The organism is Agrobacterium tumefaciens (assembly GCA_025560025.1).
GTDB lineage: Bacteria > Pseudomonadota > Alphaproteobacteria > Rhizobiales > Rhizobiaceae > Agrobacterium.
In genome coordinates, this window is the sequence record CP048486.1 from 117,436 (window position 1) to 143,429 (window position 25,994).

General features: G+C 59.7%; 19 protein-coding genes. 10 read left to right on the top strand and 9 right to left on the bottom strand.

The window, feature by feature from the left end; genetic code table 11:
* Positions 1-3,153, top strand: coding sequence for an efflux RND transporter permease subunit (locus tag FY152_14570; protein UXS33398.1), 3,153 nt, complete (start codon positions 1-3; stop codon positions 3,151-3,153).
* A gap of 15 nt (positions 3,154-3,168) precedes the next feature.
* Here FY152_14570 and FY152_14575 read toward each other — a convergent pair whose 3' ends face one another.
* On the bottom strand, positions 3,169-3,711 hold the full coding sequence (locus FY152_14575; protein ID UXS33399.1) for an NUDIX hydrolase: 543 nt from the start codon (positions 3,709-3,711) through the stop codon (positions 3,169-3,171).
* Between the two features lie 113 nt (positions 3,712-3,824).
* Here FY152_14575 and FY152_14580 point away from each other — a divergent pair, with 113 nt between their 5' ends.
* From FY152_14580 to FY152_14590, 3 genes are all read left to right on the top strand, one after another.
* Entirely contained in the window at positions 3,825-4,469 is a 645-nt protein-coding gene (locus FY152_14580; protein UXS33400.1) for a DUF47 domain-containing protein, read from the top strand.
* The gene (locus FY152_14585; GenBank protein UXS33401.1) at positions 4,469-5,473 is read left to right on the top strand and encodes an inorganic phosphate transporter; all 1,005 of its coding nucleotides are present in this window, start codon (positions 4,469-4,471) and stop codon (positions 5,471-5,473) included. Before FY152_14580 ends, FY152_14585 begins: the two co-directional genes overlap by 1 nt.
* 98 nt (positions 5,474-5,571) lie before the next feature.
* Positions 5,572-6,363, top strand: coding sequence for a Ku protein (locus FY152_14590; GenBank protein ID UXS33402.1), 792 nt, complete (start codon positions 5,572-5,574; stop codon positions 6,361-6,363).
* A gap of 3 nt (positions 6,364-6,366) precedes the next feature.
* Here the strand turns inward: FY152_14590 and ligD are convergent, their stop codons facing one another.
* The 7 genes from ligD to FY152_14625 all read right to left on the bottom strand — a co-directional run bounded on the left by ligD (position 6,367) and on the right by FY152_14625 (position 16,265).
* Positions 6,367-8,859, bottom strand: coding sequence for a DNA ligase D (gene ligD / locus FY152_14595; protein UXS33403.1), 2,493 nt, complete (start codon positions 8,857-8,859; stop codon positions 6,367-6,369).
* Positions 8,860-8,862: 3 nt separating this feature from the next.
* Positions 8,863-9,690 (bottom strand): Ku protein, encoded by an 828-nt coding sequence (locus FY152_14600; GenBank protein ID UXS33404.1) that lies wholly within the window; start codon positions 9,688-9,690, stop codon positions 8,863-8,865.
* The gene (locus FY152_14605; GenBank protein UXS33405.1) at positions 9,687-9,971 is read right to left on the bottom strand and encodes a hypothetical protein; all 285 of its coding nucleotides are present in this window, start codon (positions 9,969-9,971) and stop codon (positions 9,687-9,689) included. Before FY152_14605 ends, FY152_14600 begins: the two co-directional genes overlap by 4 nt.
* A gap of 204 nt (positions 9,972-10,175) precedes the next feature.
* A complete protein-coding gene (locus FY152_14610) occupies positions 10,176-12,518 on the bottom strand; it encodes an EAL domain-containing protein (protein UXS33406.1) in 2,343 nt (780 codons plus the stop codon).
* Between the two features lie 324 nt (positions 12,519-12,842).
* Positions 12,843-14,429, bottom strand: coding sequence for an ABC transporter substrate-binding protein (locus FY152_14615; GenBank protein UXS33407.1), 1,587 nt, complete (start codon positions 14,427-14,429; stop codon positions 12,843-12,845).
* 75 nt (positions 14,430-14,504) lie between these two features.
* Positions 14,505-15,485: a TIM barrel protein gene (locus tag FY152_14620; GenBank protein UXS33408.1), complete on the bottom strand. Its 981-nt coding sequence runs from the start codon at positions 15,483-15,485 to the stop codon at positions 14,505-14,507.
* Positions 15,486-15,551: 66 nt separating this feature from the next.
* Positions 15,552-16,265 carry a FadR family transcriptional regulator gene (locus FY152_14625; GenBank protein UXS33409.1) on the bottom strand — a complete coding sequence of 238 codons (714 nt, stop codon included), beginning with the start codon at positions 16,263-16,265 and terminating at the stop codon, positions 15,552-15,554.
* Positions 16,266-16,470: 205 nt separating this feature from the next.
* Between FY152_14625 and FY152_14630 the strand changes: the two genes are divergently transcribed.
* From FY152_14630 to dinB, 6 genes are all read left to right on the top strand, one after another.
* A complete protein-coding gene (locus tag FY152_14630; GenBank protein UXS33410.1) occupies positions 16,471-17,499 on the top strand; it encodes an ABC transporter permease in 1,029 nt (342 codons plus the stop codon).
* Positions 17,496-18,395 carry an ABC transporter permease gene (locus FY152_14635; GenBank protein UXS33411.1) on the top strand — a complete coding sequence of 300 codons (900 nt, stop codon included), beginning with the start codon at positions 17,496-17,498 and terminating at the stop codon, positions 18,393-18,395. The genes FY152_14630 and FY152_14635 overlap by 4 nt, the downstream gene beginning before the upstream one ends.
* Positions 18,382-19,227, top strand: coding sequence for an ABC transporter ATP-binding protein (locus tag FY152_14640; GenBank protein UXS33412.1), 846 nt, complete (start codon positions 18,382-18,384; stop codon positions 19,225-19,227). The genes FY152_14635 and FY152_14640 overlap by 14 nt, the downstream gene beginning before the upstream one ends.
* A complete protein-coding gene (locus FY152_14645; protein UXS33413.1) occupies positions 19,224-19,961 on the top strand; it encodes an ABC transporter ATP-binding protein in 738 nt (245 codons plus the stop codon). Before FY152_14640 ends, FY152_14645 begins: the two co-directional genes overlap by 4 nt.
* 230 nt (positions 19,962-20,191) lie before the next feature.
* Entirely contained in the window at positions 20,192-22,258 is a 2,067-nt protein-coding gene (locus FY152_14650) for an ATP-dependent helicase (protein ID UXS33414.1), read from the top strand.
* Positions 22,259-22,281: 23 nt separating this feature from the next.
* Positions 22,282-23,361 carry a DNA polymerase IV gene (gene dinB / locus FY152_14655; protein ID UXS33415.1) on the top strand — a complete coding sequence of 360 codons (1,080 nt, stop codon included), beginning with the start codon at positions 22,282-22,284 and terminating at the stop codon, positions 23,359-23,361.
* A 302-nt stretch (positions 23,362-23,663) separates the two neighbouring features.
* On the opposite strand, the gene FY152_14660 is transcribed toward dinB, so the two are convergent.
* On the bottom strand, positions 23,664-25,835 hold the full coding sequence (locus tag FY152_14660) for a TonB-dependent siderophore receptor (GenBank protein ID UXS33416.1): 2,172 nt from the start codon (positions 25,833-25,835) through the stop codon (positions 23,664-23,666).
* Positions 25,836-25,994: the final 159 nt, after the last annotated feature.

Genomic DNA, 25,994 nt, shown 5'->3' on the forward strand with positions numbered 1-25,994 from the left:
ATGTTCTTGACCCGCATATCCGTCGCCCATCCCGTTTTCGCAACCATGATGATGGTGGCACTTCTGGTCATCGGCGCCTTTTCACTGCAGCGGCTGGGGCTCGATCAATATCCGAATGTCGACGTTCCGGTCGTGGTGGTGGTCACCGCCTATCCCGGTGCCACGCCGGAAACGGTGGAGACGGAAGTGACGCGACCGGTCGAGGATGCGCTGAATGCCATAGGCGGCCTCGACGAGATCAACTCCACCTCTTACGAAGGACGCTCCGTCGTCGTCGCGAAATTCAAGCTCGAGGTTAAAAGTGCCGCGGCCGTGCAGGATGTGCGCGACAAGGTCGCCGCCATCGAGGCGAATTTCCCCGAGGATGTCAAAAAACCGGTCATCTCGCGGTTCGACCCGGCCGCCGAGCCGATCCTGTCTCTGGCGATTAGTTCGACATCGCTCGACGTACCCGCGCTCAGCACCCTTGCCGACCAGAAGGTATTGCGGCAACTGACGACCGTTGCCGGCGTCGGGCAGGCAACGCTGGTCGGCGCCCGCAAGCGGCAGATCGATGTCACGATCGACGACACGCGCATGCGCGCGCTCAAGGTGGGCATCAATGACGTGGTAAGCGCGCTGCGCACCGGCAACGGCAACAGCCCGGCCGGAAGCGTCATCGACACTGTTTCAGAACGCACGGTGCAGGTGCGGGGCCGCATTGAGGACCCGCAGGCACTGCTGGACATGGTGGTCGCAAGGCGTGGCGGCGCGGCCATCTACCTGCGTGATGTCGCCTCGATTTCCGAAGGCGCCGCCGATCCTGAAAACCGCGCCCTCTATAATGGTCAGACGGCGCTGGCAATCGATATCGTCAAGGTTCAGGACGCCAATACGGTTCAGGTCGTGACGGATGTGAGGCAGCGCCTCGAAATGCTCAATGCCGAGCTCGCCCCGAAAAACGTGCAATTGCGCATCGTTACGGACTCTTCGGTTCCCATCCGGGAATCCGTCAACCAAGTGCAGATGACCCTGATCGAGGGAGCCGCCCTTGCCGTCGCCATCGTCTTTCTGTTTCTCAATTCCTGGCGCAGCACGGTGATCACCGGGCTGACATTGCCGATTGCGATCATCGGCACGCTCGCGGTCATCGATCTGCTCGGCTTTACGCTCAACACGCTGAGCCTCCTGGCATTGACGCTTTCCATCGGCATTCTGGTGGATGACGCTATTGTCGTGCGCGAAAACATCACCCGCCACCTGCATATGGGGAAATCCCATATCCGCGCGGCACTCGACGGCACGAATGAAATCGGGCTTGCGGTGATCGCGACAACGGCGACCATCGTGGCGGTCTTTTTGCCGGTCGCCTTCATGGATGGCATTATCGGCCGGTTTTTCTACCAGTTTGGCGTCACCGTGTCGGCTGCCGTGCTGATCTCGCTTTTCGTCGCCTTCACGCTCGATCCGATGCTGTCGAGCCTCTGGTACGATCCGGATTCGCAACCCGACGCCCGGCGTGGCCTGATAGGCCGGCTGATCGCGCGTTTCGACAGCGGCTTCGAATGGCTGGCCAAGCGATACCGCCTTGCGATCGGCTGGACCTTGCGCCACCGGCTCATCACCCTGCTTTCGACGGTTGGCATCTTTGTCGGCAGCCTGTTCATGGTGCCGCTGGTCGGCACGGAATTTGTGCCGGATACGGATGAGGGCCGCTTTCAAATCAACATTACCGCACCGGTTGGCTCCTCGCTGGATTACACGACAGCGAAAGTGCGGCAGGTCGAAAAGGCGCTCAGGGAATTCCCGGAGGTAGAAATGCTTTACTCCACCGTCAATACCGGCGGTGCCGCCGGCAAACATCGCGCCGCCATTCAGGTCGGGCTCGTGCCGCTTTCAGCGCGCACGCTAACCCCGGTCTCGCTGGCCGAGCCGATCCGCAACCGCCTGTCGGCCATACCGGGCATTGAGGTCACGATCCTGCAGAACGGTCTGGGCGGCGGCGAAAGTCCGGTGCAGCTCAGCATCCTTGGCGACGACCGGGCCATTCTTGAAAAAATAGCCACCGGTCTCATGGAAGACATGAAAAAAATCCCCGGCCTCGTTGATGTGACCTCCAGCGCCAGGGACGTGACCTCGATCCTTTCCGTGCGTCTCAAACGGGATGCGGCAAGCGATCTTGGCATTTCCAGATCCGATCTGGCCGCCGCGCTCTCTCCGCTCGTCGCTGGCGAGGACGTCTCGAAATGGACGGATGCCGACGGCAACAGCTATGACATCGTCGTGCGCCTGCCCGGTGAGCGGCGTTCCGATATGACGGCACTTGGTGAATTGATGATTGCGACCAGCCGCATCGCATCGAACGGCGCACCGCAGATGGTGCGTCTCGATCAGGTCGCCGATATCGCCACCGTGCCGGCGCCCGCCGAAATCCGCCGCATCGAGAACCGACGCGAAGTGCTGGTTTCGGCCAATGTCAGCGGCCGCACGCTTGGGGACGTGACAAATGCGTTGCAGAGCCTGACCGCCTCCCGCGATCTGCCTGACGGTTACCGCATCCGCTTCGGCGGCGAAGCCGAAACCATGCAGGAAACGGTTGGCCACATGGTCAAGGCGCTCGTCATGGCGGTCATCTTCATCTACATCGTGCTCGCCTCGCAATTTGGCAGTTTCCTGCAACCGCTCGCCATCATGGCGTCGCTACCGCTGTCGCTCATCGGCGTCATCCTCGGATTGATGGTGGCCGGCAGCACGATCAACATGTTCTCGCTGATCGGTTTCATCATGCTGATGGGCCTCGTTACCAAGAACGGCATATTGCTGGTCGATTTCGCCAATCGCGAAAGAAAACGCGGACTGCCGCTGAACGAGGCGCTCGCAAGCGCCGGCGTCATCCGCTTCCGTCCAATCGTCATGACAACGCTTGCAATGATCGCCGGCATGATCCCGCTTGGTCTCGCCATTGGCGGTGGCGGCGCACAACGCGCGCCGATGGCGCATGCGGTGGTCGGCGGCCTCATCAGCTCCACCCTGCTCACCCTGATCGTCGTGCCGGTGATCCTGTCCTATATTGACAGCATCACCCGGCGTTTCGCCCGCCTGCTGCCGAAAGCGCCGGATGATGTGGGCGAAACCGGATTGGCAGACCATCCGGTATCACCGTCGCAGACTTGACCACGGGATTTGCGGTCAGGGCCTGTCCTCCGCCTGGCGCTTCTTTTTGCCCTTCGGGCGAAAATCGACCAGAAGCGACTTCAGCTCGATTTCCCGGACGCGTCTTGCCGCCTCGTCCGGGCGAACCCATTCCACGAGGCGTTCGCCGCGCTCCTTGAAACTCGCCTCTTCCCCGGTCACCTCGATCTGGAAGACATCCACGACACAGGGAACGACATCACCATTGTCGAGCATCTTGAGATAGGTGTAGCGGCCGACCGCATCTTTTTTGACCCGGCCGCGCACGCCCGCCTCCTCCCATGCCTCGATCGCGGCCGCCTCATGCGGTTTCTTGCGTTTCATCGGCCAGCCGCGCGGAATGATCCAGCGCGCCGTGACGCGGGAGGTGACGACAAGGATTTCGATCTCTTCGCCGCTGCCGCCATAACGGAAGCACAGGGCGGCATATTGCTGCCGGAAAGCGCCGGTGAAGAGCTTTTCGGGAACAGCAGCGAGTTGCTGAAGTAATGTCAGGGGACGCGCCGGGCGGGCTTTCCGGCTTTTCTTCTTGGATTTCATATCCGTTGATAGTGCTGATTTTCCGGGTTGCATCAATGCCCCGCGTGCATTTATGACAGTTTTATGACAATTACCCCCCACAACATAAATAGCGCCATTGAGGGCCAATTCGCATGATGAGCATTTTCCGCAAGCTGATGCCGCGCGAGGACCGTTTCTTCGACATGTTTAGCAAACATTCGGAAACGGTCGTCAAGGCGGCAGCAGCTCTGGACCACCTTTTGAGCGGCGTCGACGTCGAGAAAAACTGCGACCTCATCGTCGCCCTCGAAGACCAGGCGGACGACATTACCCGCGACGTTCTGCTTGCCGTGCGCCGCAGCTTCATTACACCTTTCGACCGTGGCGACATCAAGGATCTCATCCAGTCCATGGATGACGCCATCGACATGATGCACAAGACGGTCAAGACCATTCGCCTGTTCGAGCAAACCGAATTCGACCCGCTGATGCGGGAGATGGGTCATGAAATCGTGCGTGCGGCAAACCTCATTGCCGAAGCCATCCCGCTTCTCAACAAGGTCGGCACCAATGCGCAGCGCCTGTCGGCGATTGCCGAAGAGGTTACCCGCGTCGAAGGCCGCTCCGACGAGCTTCACGATCAGGGTCTGAAGGACCTCTTCCGGCGCCATGGCGCCGCCGGCGATGCCATGGCCTATATGATCGGCAGCGAGATCTACGGCGAACTCGAAAAGGTCGTCGACCGCTTCGAGGATGTGGCCAACGAGATCAGCGGCATCGTTATCGAGAACGTCTGATGGAAGTCGCGCTTGCACTGCCGCTGCTTGTCGGCCTCATCGCCATCGCGCTGTTCTTCGATTTTCTGAACGGTCTCCACGACGCCGCAAATTCCATCGCCACCATTGTCTCCACCCGCGTGCTGCGCCCGCAATATGCGGTGGCGTGGGCGGCCTTCTTCAATTTCATCGCCTTCCTGTTCTTCGGCCTGCATGTGGCCGAAACGCTCGGCACCGGCATCATCGATCCCGGCATCGTTTCGCCGCAGGTCATCTTCGCGGCGCTGATGGGCGCCATCGTCTGGAACATCGTCACCTGGATTTTCGGAATCCCCTCCAGCTCGTCGCATGCGCTGATCGGCGGTCTCGTCGGCGCGGGATTTGCCAAGGTCGGTTTCAATTCCATCGTCTGGTCGGGTCTGCTGAAAACCGTGGGTGCGATCTTCATGTCGCCCGCCATCGGCTTCTTCCTGGCCCTGCTGCTGGTTCTCGCCGTGTCCTGGCTGTTCGTACGCCAGACGCCCTTTGCGGTGGATCGCACGTTCCGCGTCATGCAGTTCATCTCCGCCTCGCTCTACTCTCTCGGCCATGGCGGCAACGATGCGCAGAAGACCATGGGCATCATCGCCGTGCTGCTGTTCAGCCAGGGGCATCTGGGCAACAGCTTCTATGTGCCGTTCTGGGTGGTCATCTCCTGCCAGTCGGCCATGGCGCTCGGCACGCTGTTCGGCGGCTGGCGCATCGTGCACACCATGGGCTCGAAAATCACCCGGCTGAACCCGATGCAGGGTTTCTGCGCCGAAACCGGTGGTGCGCTGACACTGTTCGGCGCAACGTGGCTCGGCATTCCGGTGTCGACCACCCATACGATCACGGGCGCCATTATCGGCGTCGGCGCCGCCCGCCGCGTTTCGGCGGTGCGTTGGGGCCTTGCCGGCAACATCGTCATTGCCTGGGTCGTGACCATGCCGGCCGCCGCCCTCATATCCGCAGCCGTCTATGGGCTGACGTCGCTGTTCGGCTGACACCTGAGCCGCTTGCGATTTGCCAAGGCTCCCGGAACAAAAGCCACCCTGTGGCTGTTTGATCCGGGAGACAAGGGCGACGAAGCGGATCGCGGATCATGGCACGGCAGGTTTTCTGGAAAGGTTATCTGAAGCTGTCACTGGTGACGGCCTCCGTTTCGCTGACGCCCGCCACCACCGACAGCAACAAATACCGCTTCCATATTCTCAATCGCAAGACCGGCAATCGCGTCGAAAGCCGCTATGTCGACAGCGTCACCCACAAGCCGGTGACTGCAAAAAACCAGGTGAAGGGTTTCCCCCGCGCCGAGGATGACTATGTGCTGCTGGAGGATGACGAGATCGATTCCGTTGCACTTGAAAGCACCCGCACCATCGACATCAAGACCTTCGTTCCCACGGGTTCCATCGACTGGATCTGGTACGACCGTCCCCACTTCCTGCGCCCGGAGGACAAGATCGGCGCGGAAGCCTTCAGCGTGATCCGGGAAGCCATGTCGGCGAATGGTGTTGTCGGCATCGCCCGGCTCGTTCTCTATCGCCATGAAAGGGCGGTGCTGCTGGAACCTTCCGGCAAGGGCATCATCCTCTGGACGCTGCATTATGGCGAGGAAGTGCGCGAAAGCATCGATGCGCTGGACCCGAAGATGAAGATCGAAAAGCCGCTGCTGGACGCGATGGAAAAACGCATCGACAAGCAGATGACCGGGTGGAAGCCGACACTGGTGCAGGACCCTATCCAGAAAAAGATCAGCGCCCTGCTGAAAACCAAGAGCAAGGCTGCTCCCTCCCCGGAAAAGAAGACCGGCGCGAAAGCGCGTACCGGCGGCAACGTCATCAACATCATGGATGCGTTGAAGAAAAGCCTCGCCGCAGACAAAAGAAACTAGCCTTCAGCGGGCCTTTTTCGGCAGCGGCCGGGCGGCGGCGAAAAAGCCGTCCCATGGGTCCTTCTTCAGATTGGAAAGTCTTGCCCCGATATTGTTGACGGTGAAGTATGCCGGACCAATCTCGCCGGAGAGTTCCACCCATTCTATTGGCGCTGAAATGGCGGCTCCCGGCCGGGCACGCGTCGAATAGGGCGCGACAGCCGTATTGCCCCTGCCATTGCGCAGATAATCGAGGAAGATGCGGCCCTGGCGTTTCGCCTTGGTTGCCACCGAGAGGTATTTTTCGGGCTCTGCCATGGCCATGTCATCCGCCATGGCCTTCGCAAACGCCTTAAGGGCTGGCCATCCCGCTTCCGTTTTCAAGGGCGCGACGACATGCAATCCCTTGCCGCCGGAGGTTTTCACGAAGGCGGCAAGGCCGGCCTCCTCGAAACGCCGCTTCAGTTCCAGTGCGGAATCGATCACCTCCTGCCACGACACATCCTCGCCGGGGTCGATATCCATGGTGATCATGTCGGGCTTTTCCCAGTTCGCGGTTGTCGCGCCCCATGGGTGAATTTCAAGCGCGGCGGATTGCACCAGCGCCATCATGCCGTCGAAATCGGTAATCCGGATCAGCGGTTCGCCAGCCTTGTCCTTCGGATCCCTGATCTGTTCGATCGCCTTGTTGACACCGCGCCAGGCATGTTTCTGGAAGAATCGCTGCCCGTCGATCCCTTCGGGACAACGAAGCAATGCCAGAGGGCGGTTGACGACGAAGGGAGCCATATGGCGCCAGACCTGCGTGTAATAATCGGCAAGCCCTTCCTTGGTCACGCCGTCATCCGGCCAATAAAGCCGGTCCGGATGGGTGAACTTGATCTTCGACTGCGGCGTCCCTTGTTCCGACACTGCTTTTTCCTCCCGTTCGATTTCCCCCGCCGGTTTATCCTCCCGCAGGCCCCGGAAAGATGCATGGCGCAGATTGCCATCCGCGGACCAAGCCCGAAACTCCACTTCGGCCACCAGTTCCGGCCGGACGAAATGGAGGTCGCGGCGGGCAATTGCCGTCAGCTTTTCGGAAAAAGGGCTTTCCTTGCTGCCCAGTGGTGTCAGGCGGCCAAGCAGCATTTCGGCCACTTCAGCGGTGTAGCCGGTGCCAACGCGCCCGACATGCCGCAGCTTGCCGTCCTCATAAACCCCGAGCGCCAGGGAGCCGATGGCATGGTCCGAACTGGAAGACAGGGTATAGCCGCCGATCACGAATTCCTGCCGCATTGCGCATTTGGATTTCACCCAGCTGCCCTTGCGGCCCGAGACATATTTGCTGTCCCTAACCTTGGAGATGACACCCTCAAGGCTGAGGCGGCAGGCATGGTCGAGCACAAGCCCACCGTTTTCCTCGAAATGTTCGCTGTAGCGAAGATGACGGTTGCCGGCGGGCAGCAGCTTTTCGAGCAGCGCCTTGCGATCCATCAATGCCGCGCCACGCAGATCCGTGCCATCCAGATAGATCAGGTCGAAGGCATAAAAAACGAAGCGGTCGCTGCGCCCTTCGCTCAAATCCTGCTGCAAAGCGGAAAAATCCGAAGCACCGCTCTCCCGCTCGACCACGATTTCGCCGTCGATCAGCAGCGTTTCCGCCGGCAGCGCCTTGAGCGCGGCTGCCACGGTGTCACCGAACTTCTCGGTCCAGTCCAATCCGGTGCGGGTCAAAAGCTGTAGTTTGCCATGGTCTACACGGGCCTGCAGGCGATAGCCGTCGAACTTGATCTCATGCAGCCAGCGCGAACCTTCGGGTGGCCGGGGTTTCAGCGTCGCCAGCGCCGGCGGCACGAAGGATGGCAATGCCTGTTTGCGCGCGCCTTTGGGCAGGGCGTGAGCCTGCTTTTGCCCCGAGGAGGAGCTCGCGGCTTTTTTCGATACGGGTTTGGAATTCCAGGTGTCCTTCGGACTGGCAGCGACTTCCTCGACGCTGCGGCCGGTCTTTACCGATTCCGGCCGCTCCTCCAGTATATCCGCACTGCCATCATGCCTTGCCTCCTCGTCGTCGCCTTTGATCAGCAGCCAGTTCTCGCGGCTTTCGCCGGGCTTTCCATGCATGCGCACCAGATGCCAGCGGCCTTTAAGCTTTTCGCCTTCCAGCTCGAATTCGAGATGGCCTTTGCGGTAGCCCTTCTTCGAGTCGCCGATCGGGTGCCAGATTCCGCGATCCCAGACAATGACGGTGCCGCCGCCATATTGTCCTTTCGGGATGACACCCTCGAAATCGCCATAACTTAAGGGATGGTCCTCGACATGCACGGCAAGGCGCTTGTCTTCCGGGTCGAGGCTCGGCCCCCGCGTTACCGCCCAGCTTTTAAGGACGCCGTCCATCTCCAGCCGGAAATCGTAATGCAGGCGGCGGGCATCATGCTTCTGTATGACGAAACTCGATCCTTGAGCCTCGGCCTTCGCGCCTTTCGGCTCCGGCGTCTTGTCGAAACTGCGTTTGGCATTGTAGGTCTGCAACCCCATGGATCAGCTCGCTTTCCGGGGGGATTTGCGTGCCGCGCCCGCAGCCTTCTTGTCGCCGGCTGCCCCGGCGCTGCGGCGCAGGGCTTCCTTGAGATCGATGATGTTGTCCTGCCTGCGCGGCGCCTGTTTGGCGATTTTCCGGCCCTCGATCTTGGCTTTCACCAGTTCCGCCAAGGCGTCATTGTAGCGGTCGCTATAGTCGGCCGGATTGAAGGTGCCTGCGCGCGTCTTGATGATATGGCCCGCAAGCTCCAGCATCTCCTCATCGAACTCTATATCCGGAATGGACTTGAAGACGGTAGTTTGCGAGCGCACCTCGTAGTTGAAATTCAGCGTCGTCGCGACGAGCGCCTTGCCGCTTGGCCGGATCAGCACAATGCGGTTGCGGCGGAAAAGCACCGCCTCGCCGAGTGCCACGACATTCTCGTCGTCCATCGCCTTCGCCAGCAGCGTCAGGGCCTCCTCCCCGTCCTCCTGCGTCGGTGCAAGATAATAGGACTTGTCGAAATAGAGCTTGTCGATCTCGCGGCGCCCGAGGAAATGCCGGATGCGGATGACCTTGTCGTTTTCCGGCATCAACTTCGCAATCTCGTCTCCCTCGATGACGATGTGATCGCCATTGTCGAGTTCATATCCCTTGACCTGATCCTCACGCTCGACAGCATCGCCGGTATCGCTGTCGACATATTGCCGTTCGACGCGATGGCCGGTCTTGCGGTTGATGATGTTGAAGGAAATCTTCTCCGATGCGGTGAGCGCGGCATAAAGGCCGATCTCACAACTGAAATCGGCAAATTTCAAATGACCTTTCCAGCTCGCTCTCCGGTTCATGATCGCCGCCCATGATCATCGTGGGAGGATCGCTCTCTACCCCGGTCCGCGGCAAGAATACGTTCGATGGCGGGCACGTCCGCCTCCGCTAGCACCGGCACGGGGTCGGATGCCATCGCCTCCAGCACCTCGGGCGAAAGGCCGCCATTGCGGATCACCCACTCCATTGCCTCGCGGGTTTGCCGTTCGGCCTTCAGCTGCGCATAAAGCGCCAGTATCAGCCGGTCGCGAACATCGAAGGGCTTAACATTTCTGTCTGAACGTTCTGCCTGCCGTTTCATGTCAAATCCCCGAGGCGCCTCAAACGATAGGACACGTGGACCCCGCCTCGACCTGGCGGGAGACGCCATATGCGACTCTAACGATTCGGATTGCCCCTCGTTCCATCGGGCATGCGGATGGGCAAATCCTGCGACGGCCCGACCTCAGGCTGGCATGGCAGGACGGTGGGCCGGCGGCATCACAAGCCGCCGCCTCACCCTACCTCAAACGGAATATTTCTTTCTATTGGGCGTGCTCGCCGCGCCGGCGGGCGCAACATCGGGTTTGCCGAAGAGATAGCCCTGCGCCTGTGCACATCCCTCATCGACAACCATGCGATATTGCGCATCCGTTTCGATACCCTCTGCCGTCACCGGCAGATCGAGGCTGCGGCCAAGGCCGATCACCGCGCGCACGATGGCGCGGGCATTGTCGTCGTCGCTCATGGCGGCGATGAAGCTGCGGTCGATCTTGATCTTGTCGAAGGGGAAGCTCTGCAGGTTGCTGAGCGAGGAGTAACCGGTGCCGAAATCATCCATGACGATGGCGACGCCCAGCGCCTTCAACTGGTTGAGAATGATCAGCGTCGCCTTGCGGTCTTTCAGCAGTGCCGCTTCGGTAATTTCCAGTTCAAGCCGGTTCGGAGACAGTCCGGTCTGCATCAGCACGGTGCAGACGACATGGCCGAGATTTGCCAGCGAAAACTGCAATGGCGAGACGTTGACTGCGATTTTCAGATGCGGCGCCCAGGTGCTCGCCTGACGGCAGGCCTCGCGCAGCACCCATTCACCAAGCGAAATGATGATCCCGCTTTCCTCAGCAATCGGAATGAAGACGTCCGGCGGCACCACGCCCCTTGTCGGGTGCTGCCAGCGCACCAGCGCCTCATAACCGACGACCTGACCACATTCGACGGAAAGGACCGGCTGGTAGTTCAGAAGCAATTCGTTGCGGTTGATGGCAAGCCGCAAATCCGTCTCGAGCTGACGGCGTTCGCGGGCCTCCTGATCCATCAGCGGATCATAAAAGGCCAGGATGCCACGCCCGCCCATCTTGGCGCGATAAAGCGCCAGATCAGCGGCATGCATGATGCTTTCGTCGCTGTCGCCGTCCCGCGGGAAGACGGCAATGCCGATGCTGACGCCGACAGCGGTCGGATCGTTGGCGGCATTCATTTTCAACCCGAACATGGCAAGGATCGTCTCTGCAAGCAGACGCGCCTCCTCCGACTTGGTGTGCCGGGCAGTCAGAATAACGAATTCGTCGCCGCCGAGACGAGCGACGACATCGCCTGCCCTTGCACATTCATCAAGAATGGCGGCGACCCTTTTCAGCACGCGGTCGCCCTCGGCATGGCCGAATATGTCGTTGACCGCCTTGAACCGGTCGAGATCGAGCGCCAGCAGCGCAAATTCATCTTCTTCACTGCAATGCTCGATCTGCTGGCGAAGCCGCGTCTGGAACATGGTGCGGTTCGAAAGGCCGGTCAGCACGTCGTGGCGCGCAAGATATTCGATTTCCCGTTGCGCTTCCCGCTTCTCCGTCAGGTCGCGAATGGCCATTACCTCACAGGGGTGGCCGCGATATTCGATGGTGCGCACGGCAAGCTCGAACACCTGCGCCCGCTCCCCGCGCTCGCGGATCGCCTCGACCGGTGCAAGGCGCGGCAGATAGGCCGGCTGCCCATCGATGGCCTTGAAGAGATCATCAGGATTTTTACCAATCAGCGACGCCTCGTCGCTGCCGAGGAGTCCGGCAAAGCGGGTATTCAACTCGACGATCCTGCCATCACGCACGACGGCAAGGCCATCCAGCGTGGCATCGACAAGACCCTTGAGGTCGACAAGATAGCGGTCCACCAGCGCGGCGGTGGCCGTTGTGGACAGGATAAGGAAGGTCACGCCGGAGACGGCGCCGATCATGATCAGTCTGGCGAGGTTATCGGGATCAGGGCCGGAAACGGATGGATCCGGCGACAGGATCGTGGCCGACATGGCGGTAAAGTGCAGCGCGCAGATGGCCAGAATGGAACATGCCGCCGGAGCGACGATGCGCTGTTTCCAGGAGCCTGCACGGCGGAAAAGGAAAAAGGCGAGAAGAAAAAACACCCAGGCAACGACAGAACCGCCGACGATTGGGCCCCAGCGGTAGCTTATCGTCGCGGCCACATCCATTCCGGCCATGCCGACGAAATGCATGACGGCAACCGACAGGGTTACGAGCGTACCGATGATGACGGGACTGTAGCTTGCCTTCGAGCGGATGTTTAGCGCCAGCCAGAACCCAAAAACAGCCAGAACCGAAGAAAGAGCCGTGAACTGGAAATCAAAACCGATTGGAACCGTGCCCTTATATGCAAGCATGGCGACGAAATGGGTGGCCCAGACACTGAGACCTGCGGCAAAGGCGGCGACCAGCACCCAATAGGGCTTGCGGCCAGACGGACTTTCCTCCGCGCGCAACAGAAGGTGAAAAAAGGCAAGCATTCCGAGCAGGCAGATAGATGCTGCAAGAAGCACGATCGCCCTATCGTGCTGAACGGCAACGCATTCCAGAACCGTGAACATGGCACACTCTCCCAGCCTCTGAAGAACCGCTCACGACCGCACTATGGAGTTGGTTTATTTATAAATCTCTAATGCAACCCTTGATAAGAGTGCGTCTTTGTCGACAATGACACAGAAACGGGTGGAAACGGCGCGTCAGCCGGGAGAGCTTTTGCGACCGGCCCAAGGGCTGCCGGTGGCAAGTTCCTGTTTCCGGCGGCGGCAGTTATCGCGGGCACAACCGAAAGATGTGCGCACGGGAGCCAATTCCCACATCCTGACAGAGCCATAAAAAAGCGGACGGTAGATCAACCGCCCGTCGCATCGTTGAGGAATGTGGTGCTGTCACTGCTTCGTCACGTTTTCCAGCCGGGTCGTCTGGCTGGGGTGACCGACATAGTCCTTGACGCGCGACGTCAAGACGATGGGTTCGTATCTCTCGAAGAGAGGCAGAACTGCAGGATTCTGCGCGACGAACTTTTCCTGCATCTCGGTGTAGATTTCCCCACGCTTCTTGGCATCGGGTTCAAGCGAAGCCTTTGCCGTCAGAGCGGTCAGTTCAGGAATATCCCAGGCCGAACGCCAGACGAAGTTGCCGGCATTGTTGGCGGCAAGCGAGTTGTCCGGGTTGCTGGAAAATTGCTCCATGGAGCCAAGGACGTTCGGCATATAGGCGCCGGTCTGTGGCATGAGCAGATCAAAGTCACGGGCGCGGTGGGCCGCAATCACATCCGCACCATTGCCCTGCTGGATATTGACCTTGATGCCGATCTGGCTGAGCGATGCCTGGATGGCGGTCGCAAGATCGATGCGAGGTGTCTGGGCAATGGTCTTCAGATTGAGCGTGAAGCCATTCTCATAACCCGCCTCCTTCAGAAGAGCCTTGGCCTTCGGAACGTCAAGCTTCCAGTCCGGGCTCGGAATGGCATATTCGAAATTCTCCGGCACCGGCACCGTGCGCGCCCGGCCATATGGACCCATGATGGTCTTTTCCATGCCCTTGTAGTCGATGCCATAAGCAATCGCTTCGCGGACCTTGGGGTTGGACAAAGGCTCCTTGCCGGCATTCATCGACAGGACATAGAAACCGCCCGTCGGCACGCGCTGGATCTGGAAACCTTCCTTGTTGTTGAAGGTCGCAAGGTCGGCAGCCGTCAGCGCGCTGGCGATGTCGATATCGCCTCGCTCCAGCATCAGGCGCTCCACCTGGCTTTCCGGCACATGCCGCACGATCACGCGACGCATCTTGGGCTCGCCGGCCACATAATCCTTGTTGGCTTCAAGGATGATGATTTCATTGGGCGACCAGCGATTGAGCGTGAAGGGGCCGGAGCCGGCGGAATTTGTCCGCAGCCAGGCATTTCCCCAGTCACCATCGACTTCATGGGACTTGAGTTCCTTGCTGTCGACGACACTGGCAATGACCATGGCCAGACGATAGAGCAGCAATTCGGACGTCGTTTCGCCTGACAGTTCGATGCGAACCGTCTTTTCGTCCGGGGCGCTGACCAGCTTGTCGACATTTTCAGCGTTGTAACCAACACGCTTGAGGTTGGCGGCAGCCGCCTGGTTCATCTTCAAAAGACGGCTGAACGAATAGACGACATCCGCCGAGGTCACGGGATTGCCCGACGCGAAATTGGCCTCGCGAAGATGAAAGGTGATGCCCTTGTCATCCGTCTCCCAGCGCTCCGCCAGCTGCGGTGAAACTTTTCCCGAACCATCGACTGAAATCAGCCGATCATAAAGATTGGCCATGATTTCATTGGCTTTGGCTTCGGTCGCCTGATGCGGGTCGAGCGACAGCACCTGGGCCAGCGACGTCCCGACGACGAGCTGGTCATTGGGTGTCTTGGCTGCGACCGGGGACGCCTGCACCAGCATGGCGCCCAGAACGGTGGTGAATGCGAGACGGATCATTGATTTTTTCATACCTGCTCCTCCTACAGATCGGTAATTGCATTGGTGAAGCCGGCGGCGCGACGACGCGCCAACCGGCTGAAACAGTCAAAGATGATTGTTATTGAGCGCCTCGATCAGCGCGGCGATATAGCCGTAGCAGAACCCGAAGGCGACACCGACGGGATCGCGGCCCGCAATCGTCGGCACATGATCGGGCATGATCATGTAGCGATAGCCAAGTTCGTGATAGAGCTTCAGCGACCGCACCATGTCCATGTCGCCCTCATCGGGAAATGTCTCCATGAACGACAGCTTGCCGCCGCTGATGTTGCGGAAGTGGACGTTGAAAATCTTGTCACGGCTGCCGAACCAGCGGATGATCTCGTCGATCTCCTCACGCGGATTGTCGAGCATCTCGCCGATCGATCCCTGGCAGAAATTCAGTCCGTGATAGGGGCTTTCCCGCATCTGCACGAATTTCTTCAGTCCCTCGACGGTGCCGAGCACCCGGGTGACACCCTTGTAACCCGGCGGGGTATAGGGATCATGCGGATGGCACGCCAGACGGACCTTGTTACTTTCGGCAACCGGAACCACGCGCTCGAGGAAATAGTCGATACGCTCCCAGTTCTCGTCTTCGGACAGAACACCGGCAAGGCCCGGAGCCGCATCATGGTCCGCCCTGTCCCAGCGCCAGGCTTCATTAAGCGAACCGCCGCGGCCACGCTCCATTTCCGTGCGCGGAATGCCGATGAGGTTGAGATTGTATTTCGCCGCCGGAATGCCGGCCCGGGCGATATCCTCGATCATCCTGCAGACGGCATCGATCTGCCGGTCGCGCTCGGGCCCGGCAAGCAGGATATCGGGAAACGACGCCTGTTCGATGGGTCGGGACGGCAGCGGCAGCTGCACCATGTCAAGGACAAGACCAAAGCTTTCGACCTTGTCACGGTGACGTTCAAAATCCTCAAAGGTCCAGCTCGCGGGCGCTCCAGGCGGATCGGCGTTGATATTCCTGACGCCAAGCTGCGCCCAAACCCTGTAATCCTCGTCGTCGCGTGCTGCCACCTGAGTGCCGACATACATCGATTCTCTCCCTCTCCATGCTAGTCATCATATGACATCGCATGAAATAAGATGAGTGTCGAGATGCTATTGCGCCTCGGAAAGCAACCTGTACCGACGCTGGCTTGCAAGCATGTGATCGCGCATGGCCTTACGCGCGGCATCCGGATCCTGCTCGACGATGGCGCGCAGGATTGCCTCATGCTCGGCCTGCACCTTGCGAAGATAATCCGCATTGCCCGTTTCCGGCAGCGTCGGAAACTGCCCGCGCGGTATAGACCGTGAGCCGAACTGGCGCAGGGCCTCCAGATAGAAACGATTGTTGGTTGCTACCGCAATCGCCGTGTGGAATTCGTAATCGGCCTCAACCGTAGTTTCGCCCGCATCGATGGCCCGGGCCATTTTCCGATGGGCTGCGGAAATTGCCGCCTCCTGCTGGGCTGTGCGGCGATAAGCGGCGATTGCCGCCGCCTCCCCTTCGGTTGCGAGCCGAAACTCGAGCATTTCCAGAGTTTCCGCAATCGTACCCACTTCGGATTGCGTCAGCTTTACACCCGCCCACTCGCCGGCATTGCTGACGAAAACGCCTTTGCCCTGGATGGGAATGACATAACCGGAAGAACGCAGGTCCGCGATCGCCTCACGAACCACCGTGCGGCTTACGCCATAGGTGCGCTCAAGCTGCGGTTCCGTGGGAAGCTGATCGCCGTTCTTCAGTTTTCCACTGCGAATTTCTGCACTGAGATTATCGATGATCTGCTGTGCCCGCCGCTCCCGCGGCTTTTCCCTGTCGCCCATCATGCCACTCTTCCCTCTTGCAGAAAACGAATCCCTTCGCTACTCATATGATGACGTGGCGTTACGTCATATGTTTTCATGTTAGCTCAGGGAGGAGTTGGGATGAAGTACCATCAAAAGTTTTTGCAAGGTAGAATTGCGCGTCTGCGGCGAGCGGTTCAAAAAGTGGCATCGCTGACAGCGTCTTCCCGTGGAAGTGCGACCTGCGATGACTGAAATTTCACTGCGCGGGCTCGGACATCGCTTCCTGCAACTTGTCATCAGCCTCTTCATCCTGCTCTGCATCACCTTCATCATTGGCCGGGTGATGCCGACCGACCCGGTCGGAGCAATCGTCGGTGAGCTTGCAGATCCCAAGGCCTATGAAGCCATGCGGACCCGGCTTGGACTTGATCTGCCGCTTTACCAGCAGTTCTTCATCTATCTGCGCGGCCTGCTGCACGGCGATTTCGGCATCGCTATTCTGACCGGCAATCCGGTAACGCGGGACCTGGCGCAGGCCTTTCCGGCCACGCTGGAACTGGCGACGCTGGCAATCATCATCTCCACGGTGATCGGCGTGCCGCTCGGTCTCGCCGCCGCCCTGTTCCGCGATACGTTCATCGACAAGTTCGCGCGTGTCTTTGCGCTGGTGGGGCATTCGATACCCGTCTTCTGGTTCGGTATCGTCGGGCTCGTGATTTTTTATGCCAACCTCAACCTTGTCGCCGGGCCCGGTCGCGTGGACGTCTTTTATGAAGGCCTCGTCGAACCGAAGACAGGACTGATGCTGGTCGACAGCCTCCTTGCGGGTGAGACAGAAATCTTCTGGAACGCGCTCGCACATATCATGCTGCCGGCGATCATCCTTGCCTATATGGCCATGGCCTACATCACCCGCATGACGCGCGCCTTCACCCTGGAGCAGCTCAGCCAGGACTATGTGATTGCGGCGCGTGCCAAGGGCGTCAGCCCGGCGCGTACCATAACCCGCCACGTGCTGCCGAACATTGCGGTGCAGCTGATCACCGTTCTCGCCATCTCCTATGGCAACCTGCTGGAAGGCGCCGTGGTCACCGAAATCGTCTTTTCCTGGCCCGGCATCGGACAATATATGACGAATGCCCTGCTTATCGGCGACATGAATGCGATCCTCGCAGCCACGATCGTCATCGGCTTCATCTTCATGATGCTGAACTTCCTTGCAGACGTGGCCTATACCACACTCGACCCGCGGACACGGGAGGTCGCTCGATGACCGATATCACTCAGAACAATCCCGTGCAGAGCCGCAGTGCCTTGTCACGCCTATCAGCCACAACGGTGCGGACGCTGCAAAAGCTTGGCGACGAGCCGCTTGGAATGTTCGGCTTTGCCATTCTCGCCATTCTGGTCATCGTTGCCATTTTCGCGCCGCTCATTGCGCCCTACGATCCGGTAAGTCAGGCGCTCGACAACGCGCTTCAGCCTCCCAGCTGGGCGCATCTGGCCGGAACCGACGAATTTGGCCGCGATATTTTCAGCCGCCTCGTCTATGGCACACGCATCACCATCCAGACTGTTTTGTCGGTCTCGGTCATCGTCGGCCCGATCGGGCTTGCAATCGGCGTCATGGCCGGTTTCTTCGGTGGCCGCACCGATGCCATTCTGATGCGTGCGACCGATATTGTCCTTTCCTTCCCTTCGCTCGTCCTGGCGCTGGCCTTTGCCGCTGCGATGGGGGCGGGTCTTGGCACGGCCATCATCGCAATCTCGCTGACCGCCTGGCCGCCCATCGCGCGTCTGGCGCGTGCCGAAGCGCTGGTGGTGCGAAACACGGATTATGTCGCTGCCGCACGCCTTTACGGGGCATCGCCGCTGCGCATCCTGTTTCTTTATATCGCGCCAATGTGCATTCCCTCGGTCATCGTCAGACTGACGCTGAACATGGCCGGTATCATCCTGACGGCCGCCTCACTTGGCTTCCTCGGTCTCGGCGCGCAGCCGCCGCTTCCCGAATGGGGCGCGATGATCTCCAGCGGCCGTAAATTCATGCTCGATTACTGGTGGGTCGCCGTCATGCCCGGCATCGCGATCCTTTTGACGAGCCTTGCCTTCAACATCGCCGGCGATACGCTGCGCGACCTGCTGGATCCGCGTCATGCCCGTTCCTGATAGCTCCCCCATTCTCTCGGTCCGCGACCTCAATGTCCGTTTCGGCCGCAACACCATTCCGGCCGTCTCCAATGTCAATTTCGACGTCGGCCGTGAAAGGGTCGGTATTGTCGGCGAGTCCGGCTCCGGAAAGTCCACGACCGGGCGCGCCGCCATGCGGCTTCTGCCCAAAAGCGCCACCGTGACGGCGGAGCGCATGGATTTCCTCGCCGAACCCCTGCTTGAAAAATCCGAGCGCCAGATGGGTGCGATCCGCGGCAGCGAGATGGCGCTCATCATGCAGGACCCGCGTTATTCGCTCAATCCGGTCCTGCCGATTGGAAAGCAGGTGGCGGAGGCGGCCGAGCTGCATCTGGCGCTGACCGGCAAGGCCGCCAGAAATGCCGCGCGCGACATGCTCTTGCGCGTGCGCATCAACGATCCTGACCGTGTGATGGGGCTTTATCCGCACCAGATTTCGGGCGGCATGGGGCAGCGCGTGATGATCGCCATGATGCTGCTTGCGAAACCCAAGCTGGTCATCGCCGACGAACCGACCTCGGCCCTCGATGTCAGTGTCCGCAAGGATGTCCTTCTGCTTCTGGACGAGATGGTGCGCGAGAATAATTCGGGCCTGATCCTGATCAGCCACGATATCCGCATGGTCGCCGCCTTCTGCGAACGCGTGCTGGTCATGTATGGCGGACGCGTCGTGGAGACGCTTTCCAAGCTCGAAGATGCGCAACATCCCTATACGCGGGGCCTGATCGCGGCGATGCCCGATCCCCGCAACCCGGTCCGGCGCCTCAAGGTGCTGGATCGCCAGGCAATCGATGCGGAGGTGATGCGATGATCACGGTAGACAAGCTCGATGTCGTCTACGGCACGAAGGAAAACCGCAACCATGTTGTGCGCGATGTCAGTTTTCGCGTCAATAAAGGTGAGACACTCGGCATCGTCGGCGAAAGCGGTTGCGGCAAGTCGACATTGCTGCGGTCACTGGCGGGGCTGGAAGCCGGCTGGACCGGATCGATCAGCTTCGACGGCAAGCCGGTCGACAAAGTTCGCAGCCGCGAGGAGCTGAAGCTGGCGCAGATGGTGTTTCAGGATCCCTACGGTTCCCTGCACCCACGCCACCGCATCGGCCGGGCTCTGGCCGAACCGATCCGCTCGATGGGGCTTGGCGATGGTTGGTCGAAAGTGCCGGCCGCCCTGCAACAGGTCGGCCTGCCCGCGCATTTTGCCGAGCGCTTCCCGCATGAACTGTCCGGCGGCCAGCGCCAGCGTGTGGCGATCGCCCGCGCGCTGATCCTCGAGCCGCCGATCCTGCTGCTCGACGAGCCGACATCCGCGCTCGACGTCTCCATTCAGGCGGAAATCCTGAACCTGCTGGCCGATCAGCGTGAAGACCAGAACCTCACCTTCGTTCTCGTCAGCCACGACCTGTCGGTCATTGCCCATATGTGCGACCGTGTTCTGGTCATGCAGAATGGCGTTTTTGTCGATGAATTGACCAAGGCAGATCTTGAAGCCGGCATCACCCATGCAGCCTATTCTGGCGAGCTCTTCGAAAGCAGCTTCCTCTGAGACCGTGATGGAGCGGCGCGCAACGATTGGACCAAGAAGACCGCCCCAACAACGTTATCCAACGTGATGTGGAAGACAGGAACGCCCGTTCATTATTTGTTCTGGCCTGCTGTTTGAGTTTTTGCTAATCATTGCGACAAGAGTGCAAAAATGACCGGCCGTCATCAGACGGCTGGCATTTTTGAATAAGGCCGTCGTCGTGCGGACAGGCAAATATCAAGGATGCAGGCATGGCGGTTGCCTATCTGGACAAACTGAACGAGCAGCAGCGCAAGGCCGTGGAACATGGCGTTGGACTTTCAGACGGGCACACGGCCGGACCATTGCTGATCATCGCCGGCGCCGGTTCGGGCAAGACCAACACGCTGGCGCACCGGGTGGCGCATCTGATCGTCAATGGCGCCGATCCCCGCCGAATCCTGCTGATGACCTTTTCACGCCGCGCCGCTTCCGAAATGTCGCGCCGTGTCGAGCGTATCTGCAAACAGGTCATCGGCAGCAATGCCGGAACCCTGACGGATGCGCTGGCCTGGTCCGGCACGTTTCACGGGATCGGCGCGCGCCTCCTGCGGATTTATGCGGAACAGGTCGGGCTGAACGTGGACTTCACCATCCATGACCGCGAAGACAGCGCCGATCTGATGAACCTTGCCCGTCACGAGCTGGGTTTCTCCAAGACCGAGAGCCGTTTTCCGACCAAGGGAACGTGTCTTGCGATCTATTCGCGCGCCGTCAATTCGCAGACGCCGTTGAAGGAAATCCTGCGCCAGCATTATCCATGGGTGTCCAGCTGGGAAGCCGAGCTCAAGCAATTATTCGCCGCCTATGTAGAGGCCAAGCAGGCCCAGAACGTACTCGATTATGACGATCTTCTGCTTTACTGGGCCCAGATGGTCAGCGATCCCGACCTGGCCGGCGATATCGGCGATCGTTTCGACCATGTGATGGTCGACGAATATCAGGATACCAACCGGTTGCAGGCCTCGGTGCTGATGGCGTTGAAACCGGGCGGTCGCGGGCTGACCGTGGTGGGTGACGACGCCCAGTCGATCTATTCCTTTCGGGCAGCGACGGTACGCAATATCCTGGATTTCCCGGCATCCTTCAGCCCGGCCGCCGACATTATCACCCTTGATCGCAACTATCGCTCAACGCAGCCGATTCTGGCTGCGGCCAACAGCGTCATCGACCTTGCCCGCGAGCGGTTCACCAAAAACCTCTGGACCGAACGACAGTCACTCGAGCGACCGAAGCTCGTGACGGTAAAGGACGAAACCGAGCAGGCGAACTTCATCATCGACCAGGTGCTGGCCAATCGTGAGACCGGCATGACACTGAAGCAGCAGGCGGTGCTGTTTCGCACCTCCAGTCACAGCGGCCCGCTCGAGGTCGAGCTGACACGCCGCAACATTCCCTTCGTCAAATTCGGCGGCCTGAAATTTCTCGACAGCGCCCATGTGAAGGACATGCTGGCGGTATTGCGGTTCGCGCAGAACCCACGAGACCGGGTTGCCGGTTTCCGGCTTCTTCAGATGCTGCCGGGTATCGGCCCGAAAAAAGCCGGCAATATTCTCGATACGATCGCGGCAGACCCCGAGCCATTGCTCGCCCTTGCCGAAATTCCGCCACCACCCAAAACCGGCGATGACTGGGTATCCTTTGTTCAGCTGCTGGCGAACCTGCGAAAATCGCACGGCGGCTGGCCGTCGGATATCGAGCACGCGCGGCTCTGGTACGAGCCTCATCTCGAGCGCATCCATGAGGATGCGGAGACCCGCAAGGCCGATTTGCTGCAACTCGAGCAGATCGCCGGCGGCTATCCCTCCCGTGAACGTTTCCTGACCGAACTGACGCTCGATCCGCCGGATGCCACCAGCGACCAGGCGGGCGTGCCGCTTCTCGATGAGGATTACCTGACCCTTTCAACCATTCATTCGGCCAAGGGCCAGGAATGGCGTTCTGTCTTCATCCTGAATGTGGTCGATGGCTGCATCCCCTCCGATCTCGGCGTCGGCTCCACGCATGAAGTCGAGGAAGAACGCCGTCTGCTTTATGTCGCCATGACACGCGCCAAGGACAGCCTGTCGCTGATAACGCCGCAACGGTTCTTCACCCATGGCCAGAATGCGCAGGGAGACCGGCATGTTTATGCCGCCAGAACCCGCTTCATACCGGCAACTCTGTTGCAATTCTTCGAAACCGCCACCTGGCCGCTGGTTTCGGCCGCTGCCTCCGAGCGCAGCGCGCAGCAGATCCGCATCGATGTCGGCGCGCGGATGCGAGCAATGTGGAAATAGGGACTATCGTACAGGCTGGAACGATGGATAGCACGGCTGTTCGAAAGATCATCCATATCGACATGGATGCCTTTTATGCATCGGTGGAGCAACGTGACAATCCCGCACTTCGCGGCCTGCCGGTCGCCGTCGGCGGATCGGCGGCACGGGGCGTGGTGGCTGCGGCGAGTTACGAGGCAAGAACCTTCGGCGTGCGTTCCGCGATGCCATCGGTCACCGCCAGACGGAAATGCCCGGATCTGATCTTCGTGCCGCCGCGATTTGACGTATATCGGCAGGTGTCGCAACAGATACGCGAAATATTCGCCGAATATACCCCGCTGATCGAGCCGCTATCGCTCGACGAAGCCTATCTCGACGTGACCGAAAACCTGAAAGGCATGGAGATCGCCACGGAAATCGCGCTGGAAATCCGCGCAAGGATCAAGGCGGTCACCGGCCTCAATGCCTCCGCCGGCATCTCCTACAACAAGTTTCTCGCCAAGATGGCAAGCGACCTGAACAAGCCGAATGGCCAGGCCGTCATCACGCCGAAGAATGGCCCCGGCTTTGTTGAGGCCCTGGCGGTTAAGAAATTCCACGGCGTCGGACCGGCCACGGCCGAGCGGATGAGACGGCATGGCATCGAAACCGGGCTCGATCTCAAATCGAAATCACTCGGTTTTCTGCAGCAGCATTTCGGAAAGTCCGGCCCTTATTTCTACAACATCGCCCGCGGCATCGATGAACGGCAGGTAGTACCCGATCGCATCCGCAAGTCCGTCGGCGCCGAGGATACATTCGTCGAAGACATCGACGATCTCGATCTGGCCAAGGCTGAGCTCGGCCCTTTGGCTCAGAAAGTCTGGCGGTATTGCGAGGCCCACGACATCACCGGAAAGACCGTGACGGTGAAAATCAAATATTCGGATTTCACTCAGGCGACACGCAGCAGGACCGTCTCGGGAGCCGTGCCTGACCTCGCGACGATCCAGGAAATGGCCGAGACCCTGCTTGCATCCGTCTTTCCATTCAAACGTCCGGTGCGGCTGCTGGGTGTTACTCTTTCATCGCTGAGTGGAGAAGAGAGCGATGAGGAGCCGCAGCTCGCCCTTGGCCTCTGATGCCCCTGTTCTGAAAACGAAAAAGCCCGCCGCGGGAGGAGGTGCGGCAGGCTTTTCGAAAACTCGAACAACGGCTGGGAGGAGGAGTGCCATTGTTCACGAGATAACCCTTGGGAGGAGGATAGGGTCATCTCAGTTCGAAGCTCTGCGGGAGGAGGTGCATCACTTCGATGAAGACCAAGATACCCGATTTCGCCGCATATTAAATAGGCTTTATAGCAGCGCAGCCATGCAAGAAACGCAGGGGCTGATTTGCACGAGCGATATATTGCAAGGCAAATGGCCTGTGCCGCCTGTCTCCGTCAAAACTTCACGCTGGCTGTCAGGCTGACATTGAAGGGCTCGCCCACGGCATTGGCATAGCTGGTGGAGCCGATGGACGAGGTGTAATAGGTCTTGTCGAAAATGTTCTTCAGATTGAGCTGCAGCGTCACCGGCTTTTCGAACTGAAGCGTGTAGGTGGCGAAGGCGTCGAAGACCGCATAGCCCGGCAGATTATAGGAATTGTCGTTGATGCCAGCGCGCTGGCCGACCGCCCGCACACCACCGCCGATGCGCAGTGTATTGCCGTTAGGCCCGACCTCGCCGACATCATAGGCAAGGAAGAGCGAGCCGGTGTGGCGCGCCACATTCGGCAGGCGCTTGCCGGCATAAGTGGGATCCTCAAGCACCAGCGCATCCGTATAGGCATAACTCGCGATGAGATCGAGATCGTTGGTCAGGCTGCCGGCAATATCGACCTCCACACCGCGCGAACGGACGAGGCCGGCGGCCTTCACCGTCGAGACGCCGCCGACATCTTCCGAATAGGCGACATTGCGCTTGCGGGCATTGAACAGGGCGATATTGGCGTTGAGCCCGGCGAAAAGATCGAACTTTGCACCCAGTTCATAAGAAATGCCCTCTTCCGGATCGAGCCCGCCATAATAGGCGCCGATGGAAGATTGCGGACGGAAGGTTTTCGCCACATTGGCGTAAAGCGAGGCATTCGGAGTGAGCTTGTAAACCAGACCGGCATTGGGAATGAGTTCGCCGCCATCCTTCTCGGTATTGACGACGAAAGGACGGCCCTTGCCGGCATAGATGTCGTAATACTGGTAACGCAAGCCGCCGACCGCGATCCATTGGTCGTTAAGATGCAGGGCGTCCTGCATATAGATCGAGGCGGTGGAGAGCTCTTCCGTCTGGTCGCTGTCGACCGCCCTCACCGTGGTGCAGACCGGCAGGCGGCCATAAACCGGATTATTGACATTGAAATTCGTGGAATTCGCGCATCGCAGCATGTCGGTGCGCAGGGTATCGCTGTAGTCATAGGACGCACCGAACAGCAGGTCGTTGCGCAGCCCGCCGATTTCGGCCTCGCCCGTCAAATCCGCCCGCACCGCGTGATTGTAGATCGTGGAATATTGCGTCGCATCGGCCCGTCGCGTCACCTGTCCCGTGCGGGAATTGTAACCCATCACGCGCGCCTGATTGTCCGAATATTCGTTGCGGCTATAGGCGTAATTCAGCGACAGCTTCCAGTCATCGGAGAGTTGCCGGTCTATGGCGATGCTCGCCAGATCGGATTTGCCGTCAGTGATGTTATAGGCTTCATCGAGGCGCAGGCGGCGGCTGACATTGATCGCTCTGCCGGTCGCCGGATCGAAGATCGTGCCGCGATCGAACGGCACGCTGTAATCCTCATGCATATAGGAAACCGTAATATCGGTGTCCTCGCCGCTCCATTTCAGTGAAGGCGCGATGAGCCAGTTCTTCTTTTCACCGAAATTACGCCAGTAATCACTGTTTTCCCCCTCGCCGATAAGGCGATAGGAAAAATCCGTACCCGCAATCGGGCCGGTCACATCAAAACCGCCCGATTTGCCATACTTGCCCGCCCCATAAGCGGAAAAGCGCGAATAGGCCTCGGCCGTGAATGTGTCCTCTGGCTTCTTCGTCACGACATTCACCATGCCGCCCGGATCGAGAATGCCATAAAGCGTGGAGGCAGGCCCCTTCAGCACTTCCACCCGCTCGACCGTATCGTTGAAGGAATGCGGCAAGGCCGTCTTCAGCCCGTTGACGAGGATGGAGCCGTCGCGATTGTCGCCGAAACCGCGGCGGATGACGGCATCCTGCGTACCGCCGAGCGTATTTGCCTGGGTGACGCCGCTGACATTGGCCAGCGCTTCGTCCAGCGAGCGCGCCTGCTGGTCGCGCAGCACCTCAGCCGTCACCACATTGACCGATTGCGGAATATCGAGGAGCGGCGTTTCGGTGCGTGTCGCCGTGCCCGTCGTCACCGGCTGATAACCGCGCGCACCTTTTTTGACCTCGGCATTGACGGTTATGGTTTCGAGCACGGTCGTCCCGTCGGCGTTTTTCTTCGGTGCTACACTATCCTGCGCATAAGCAGGCAGGGCGACCCCGGCCAGAAGAAACGCCAGCAGCGCCCGCGAGCGCAACCCAATGATCATCGAACCGTCATGCATCGTGTCTTGTCCCCGGCTGTCCCAAATCGTCATCGCGACGATGATGCACCGCTCTTTCAATTGATGAATGTAGTAGTCAACTTTATTTCCGCTTCAGCACGGCAAAACGTCGGTACCGAAGGGTGCATTCGCGCTTCTTGGCGTGTCATTTCAGCCCAT

Coding starts and splice junctions, on each gene's coding strand:
- FY152_14570 (UXS33398.1), top strand. CDS start 1: ATGTTCTTGACCCGCATATCCGTCGCCCATCCCGTTTTCGCAACCATG.
- FY152_14575 (UXS33399.1), bottom strand. CDS start 3,711: ATGAAATCCAAGAAGAAAAGCCGGAAAGCCCGCCCGGCGCGTCCCCTG.
- FY152_14580 (UXS33400.1), top strand. CDS start 3,825: ATGATGAGCATTTTCCGCAAGCTGATGCCGCGCGAGGACCGTTTCTTC.
- FY152_14585 (UXS33401.1), top strand. CDS start 4,469: ATGGAAGTCGCGCTTGCACTGCCGCTGCTTGTCGGCCTCATCGCCATC.
- FY152_14590 (UXS33402.1), top strand. CDS start 5,572: ATGGCACGGCAGGTTTTCTGGAAAGGTTATCTGAAGCTGTCACTGGTG.
- ligD (UXS33403.1), bottom strand. CDS start 8,859: ATGGGGTTGCAGACCTACAATGCCAAACGCAGTTTCGACAAGACGCCG.
- FY152_14600 (UXS33404.1), bottom strand. CDS start 9,690: ATGAACCGGAGAGCGAGCTGGAAAGGTCATTTGAAATTTGCCGATTTC.
- FY152_14605 (UXS33405.1), bottom strand. CDS start 9,971: ATGAAACGGCAGGCAGAACGTTCAGACAGAAATGTTAAGCCCTTCGAT.
- FY152_14610 (UXS33406.1), bottom strand. CDS start 12,518: ATGTTCACGGTTCTGGAATGCGTTGCCGTTCAGCACGATAGGGCGATC.
- FY152_14615 (UXS33407.1), bottom strand. CDS start 14,429: ATGAAAAAATCAATGATCCGTCTCGCATTCACCACCGTTCTGGGCGCC.
- FY152_14620 (UXS33408.1), bottom strand. CDS start 15,485: ATGTATGTCGGCACTCAGGTGGCAGCACGCGACGACGAGGATTACAGG.
- FY152_14625 (UXS33409.1), bottom strand. CDS start 16,265: ATGATGGGCGACAGGGAAAAGCCGCGGGAGCGGCGGGCACAGCAGATC.
- FY152_14630 (UXS33410.1), top strand. CDS start 16,471: ATGACTGAAATTTCACTGCGCGGGCTCGGACATCGCTTCCTGCAACTT.
- FY152_14635 (UXS33411.1), top strand. CDS start 17,496: ATGACCGATATCACTCAGAACAATCCCGTGCAGAGCCGCAGTGCCTTG.
- FY152_14640 (UXS33412.1), top strand. CDS start 18,382: ATGCCCGTTCCTGATAGCTCCCCCATTCTCTCGGTCCGCGACCTCAAT.
- FY152_14645 (UXS33413.1), top strand. CDS start 19,224: ATGATCACGGTAGACAAGCTCGATGTCGTCTACGGCACGAAGGAAAAC.
- FY152_14650 (UXS33414.1), top strand. CDS start 20,192: ATGGCGGTTGCCTATCTGGACAAACTGAACGAGCAGCAGCGCAAGGCC.
- dinB (UXS33415.1), top strand. CDS start 22,282: ATGGATAGCACGGCTGTTCGAAAGATCATCCATATCGACATGGATGCC.
- FY152_14660 (UXS33416.1), bottom strand. CDS start 25,835: ATGCATGACGGTTCGATGATCATTGGGTTGCGCTCGCGGGCGCTGCTG.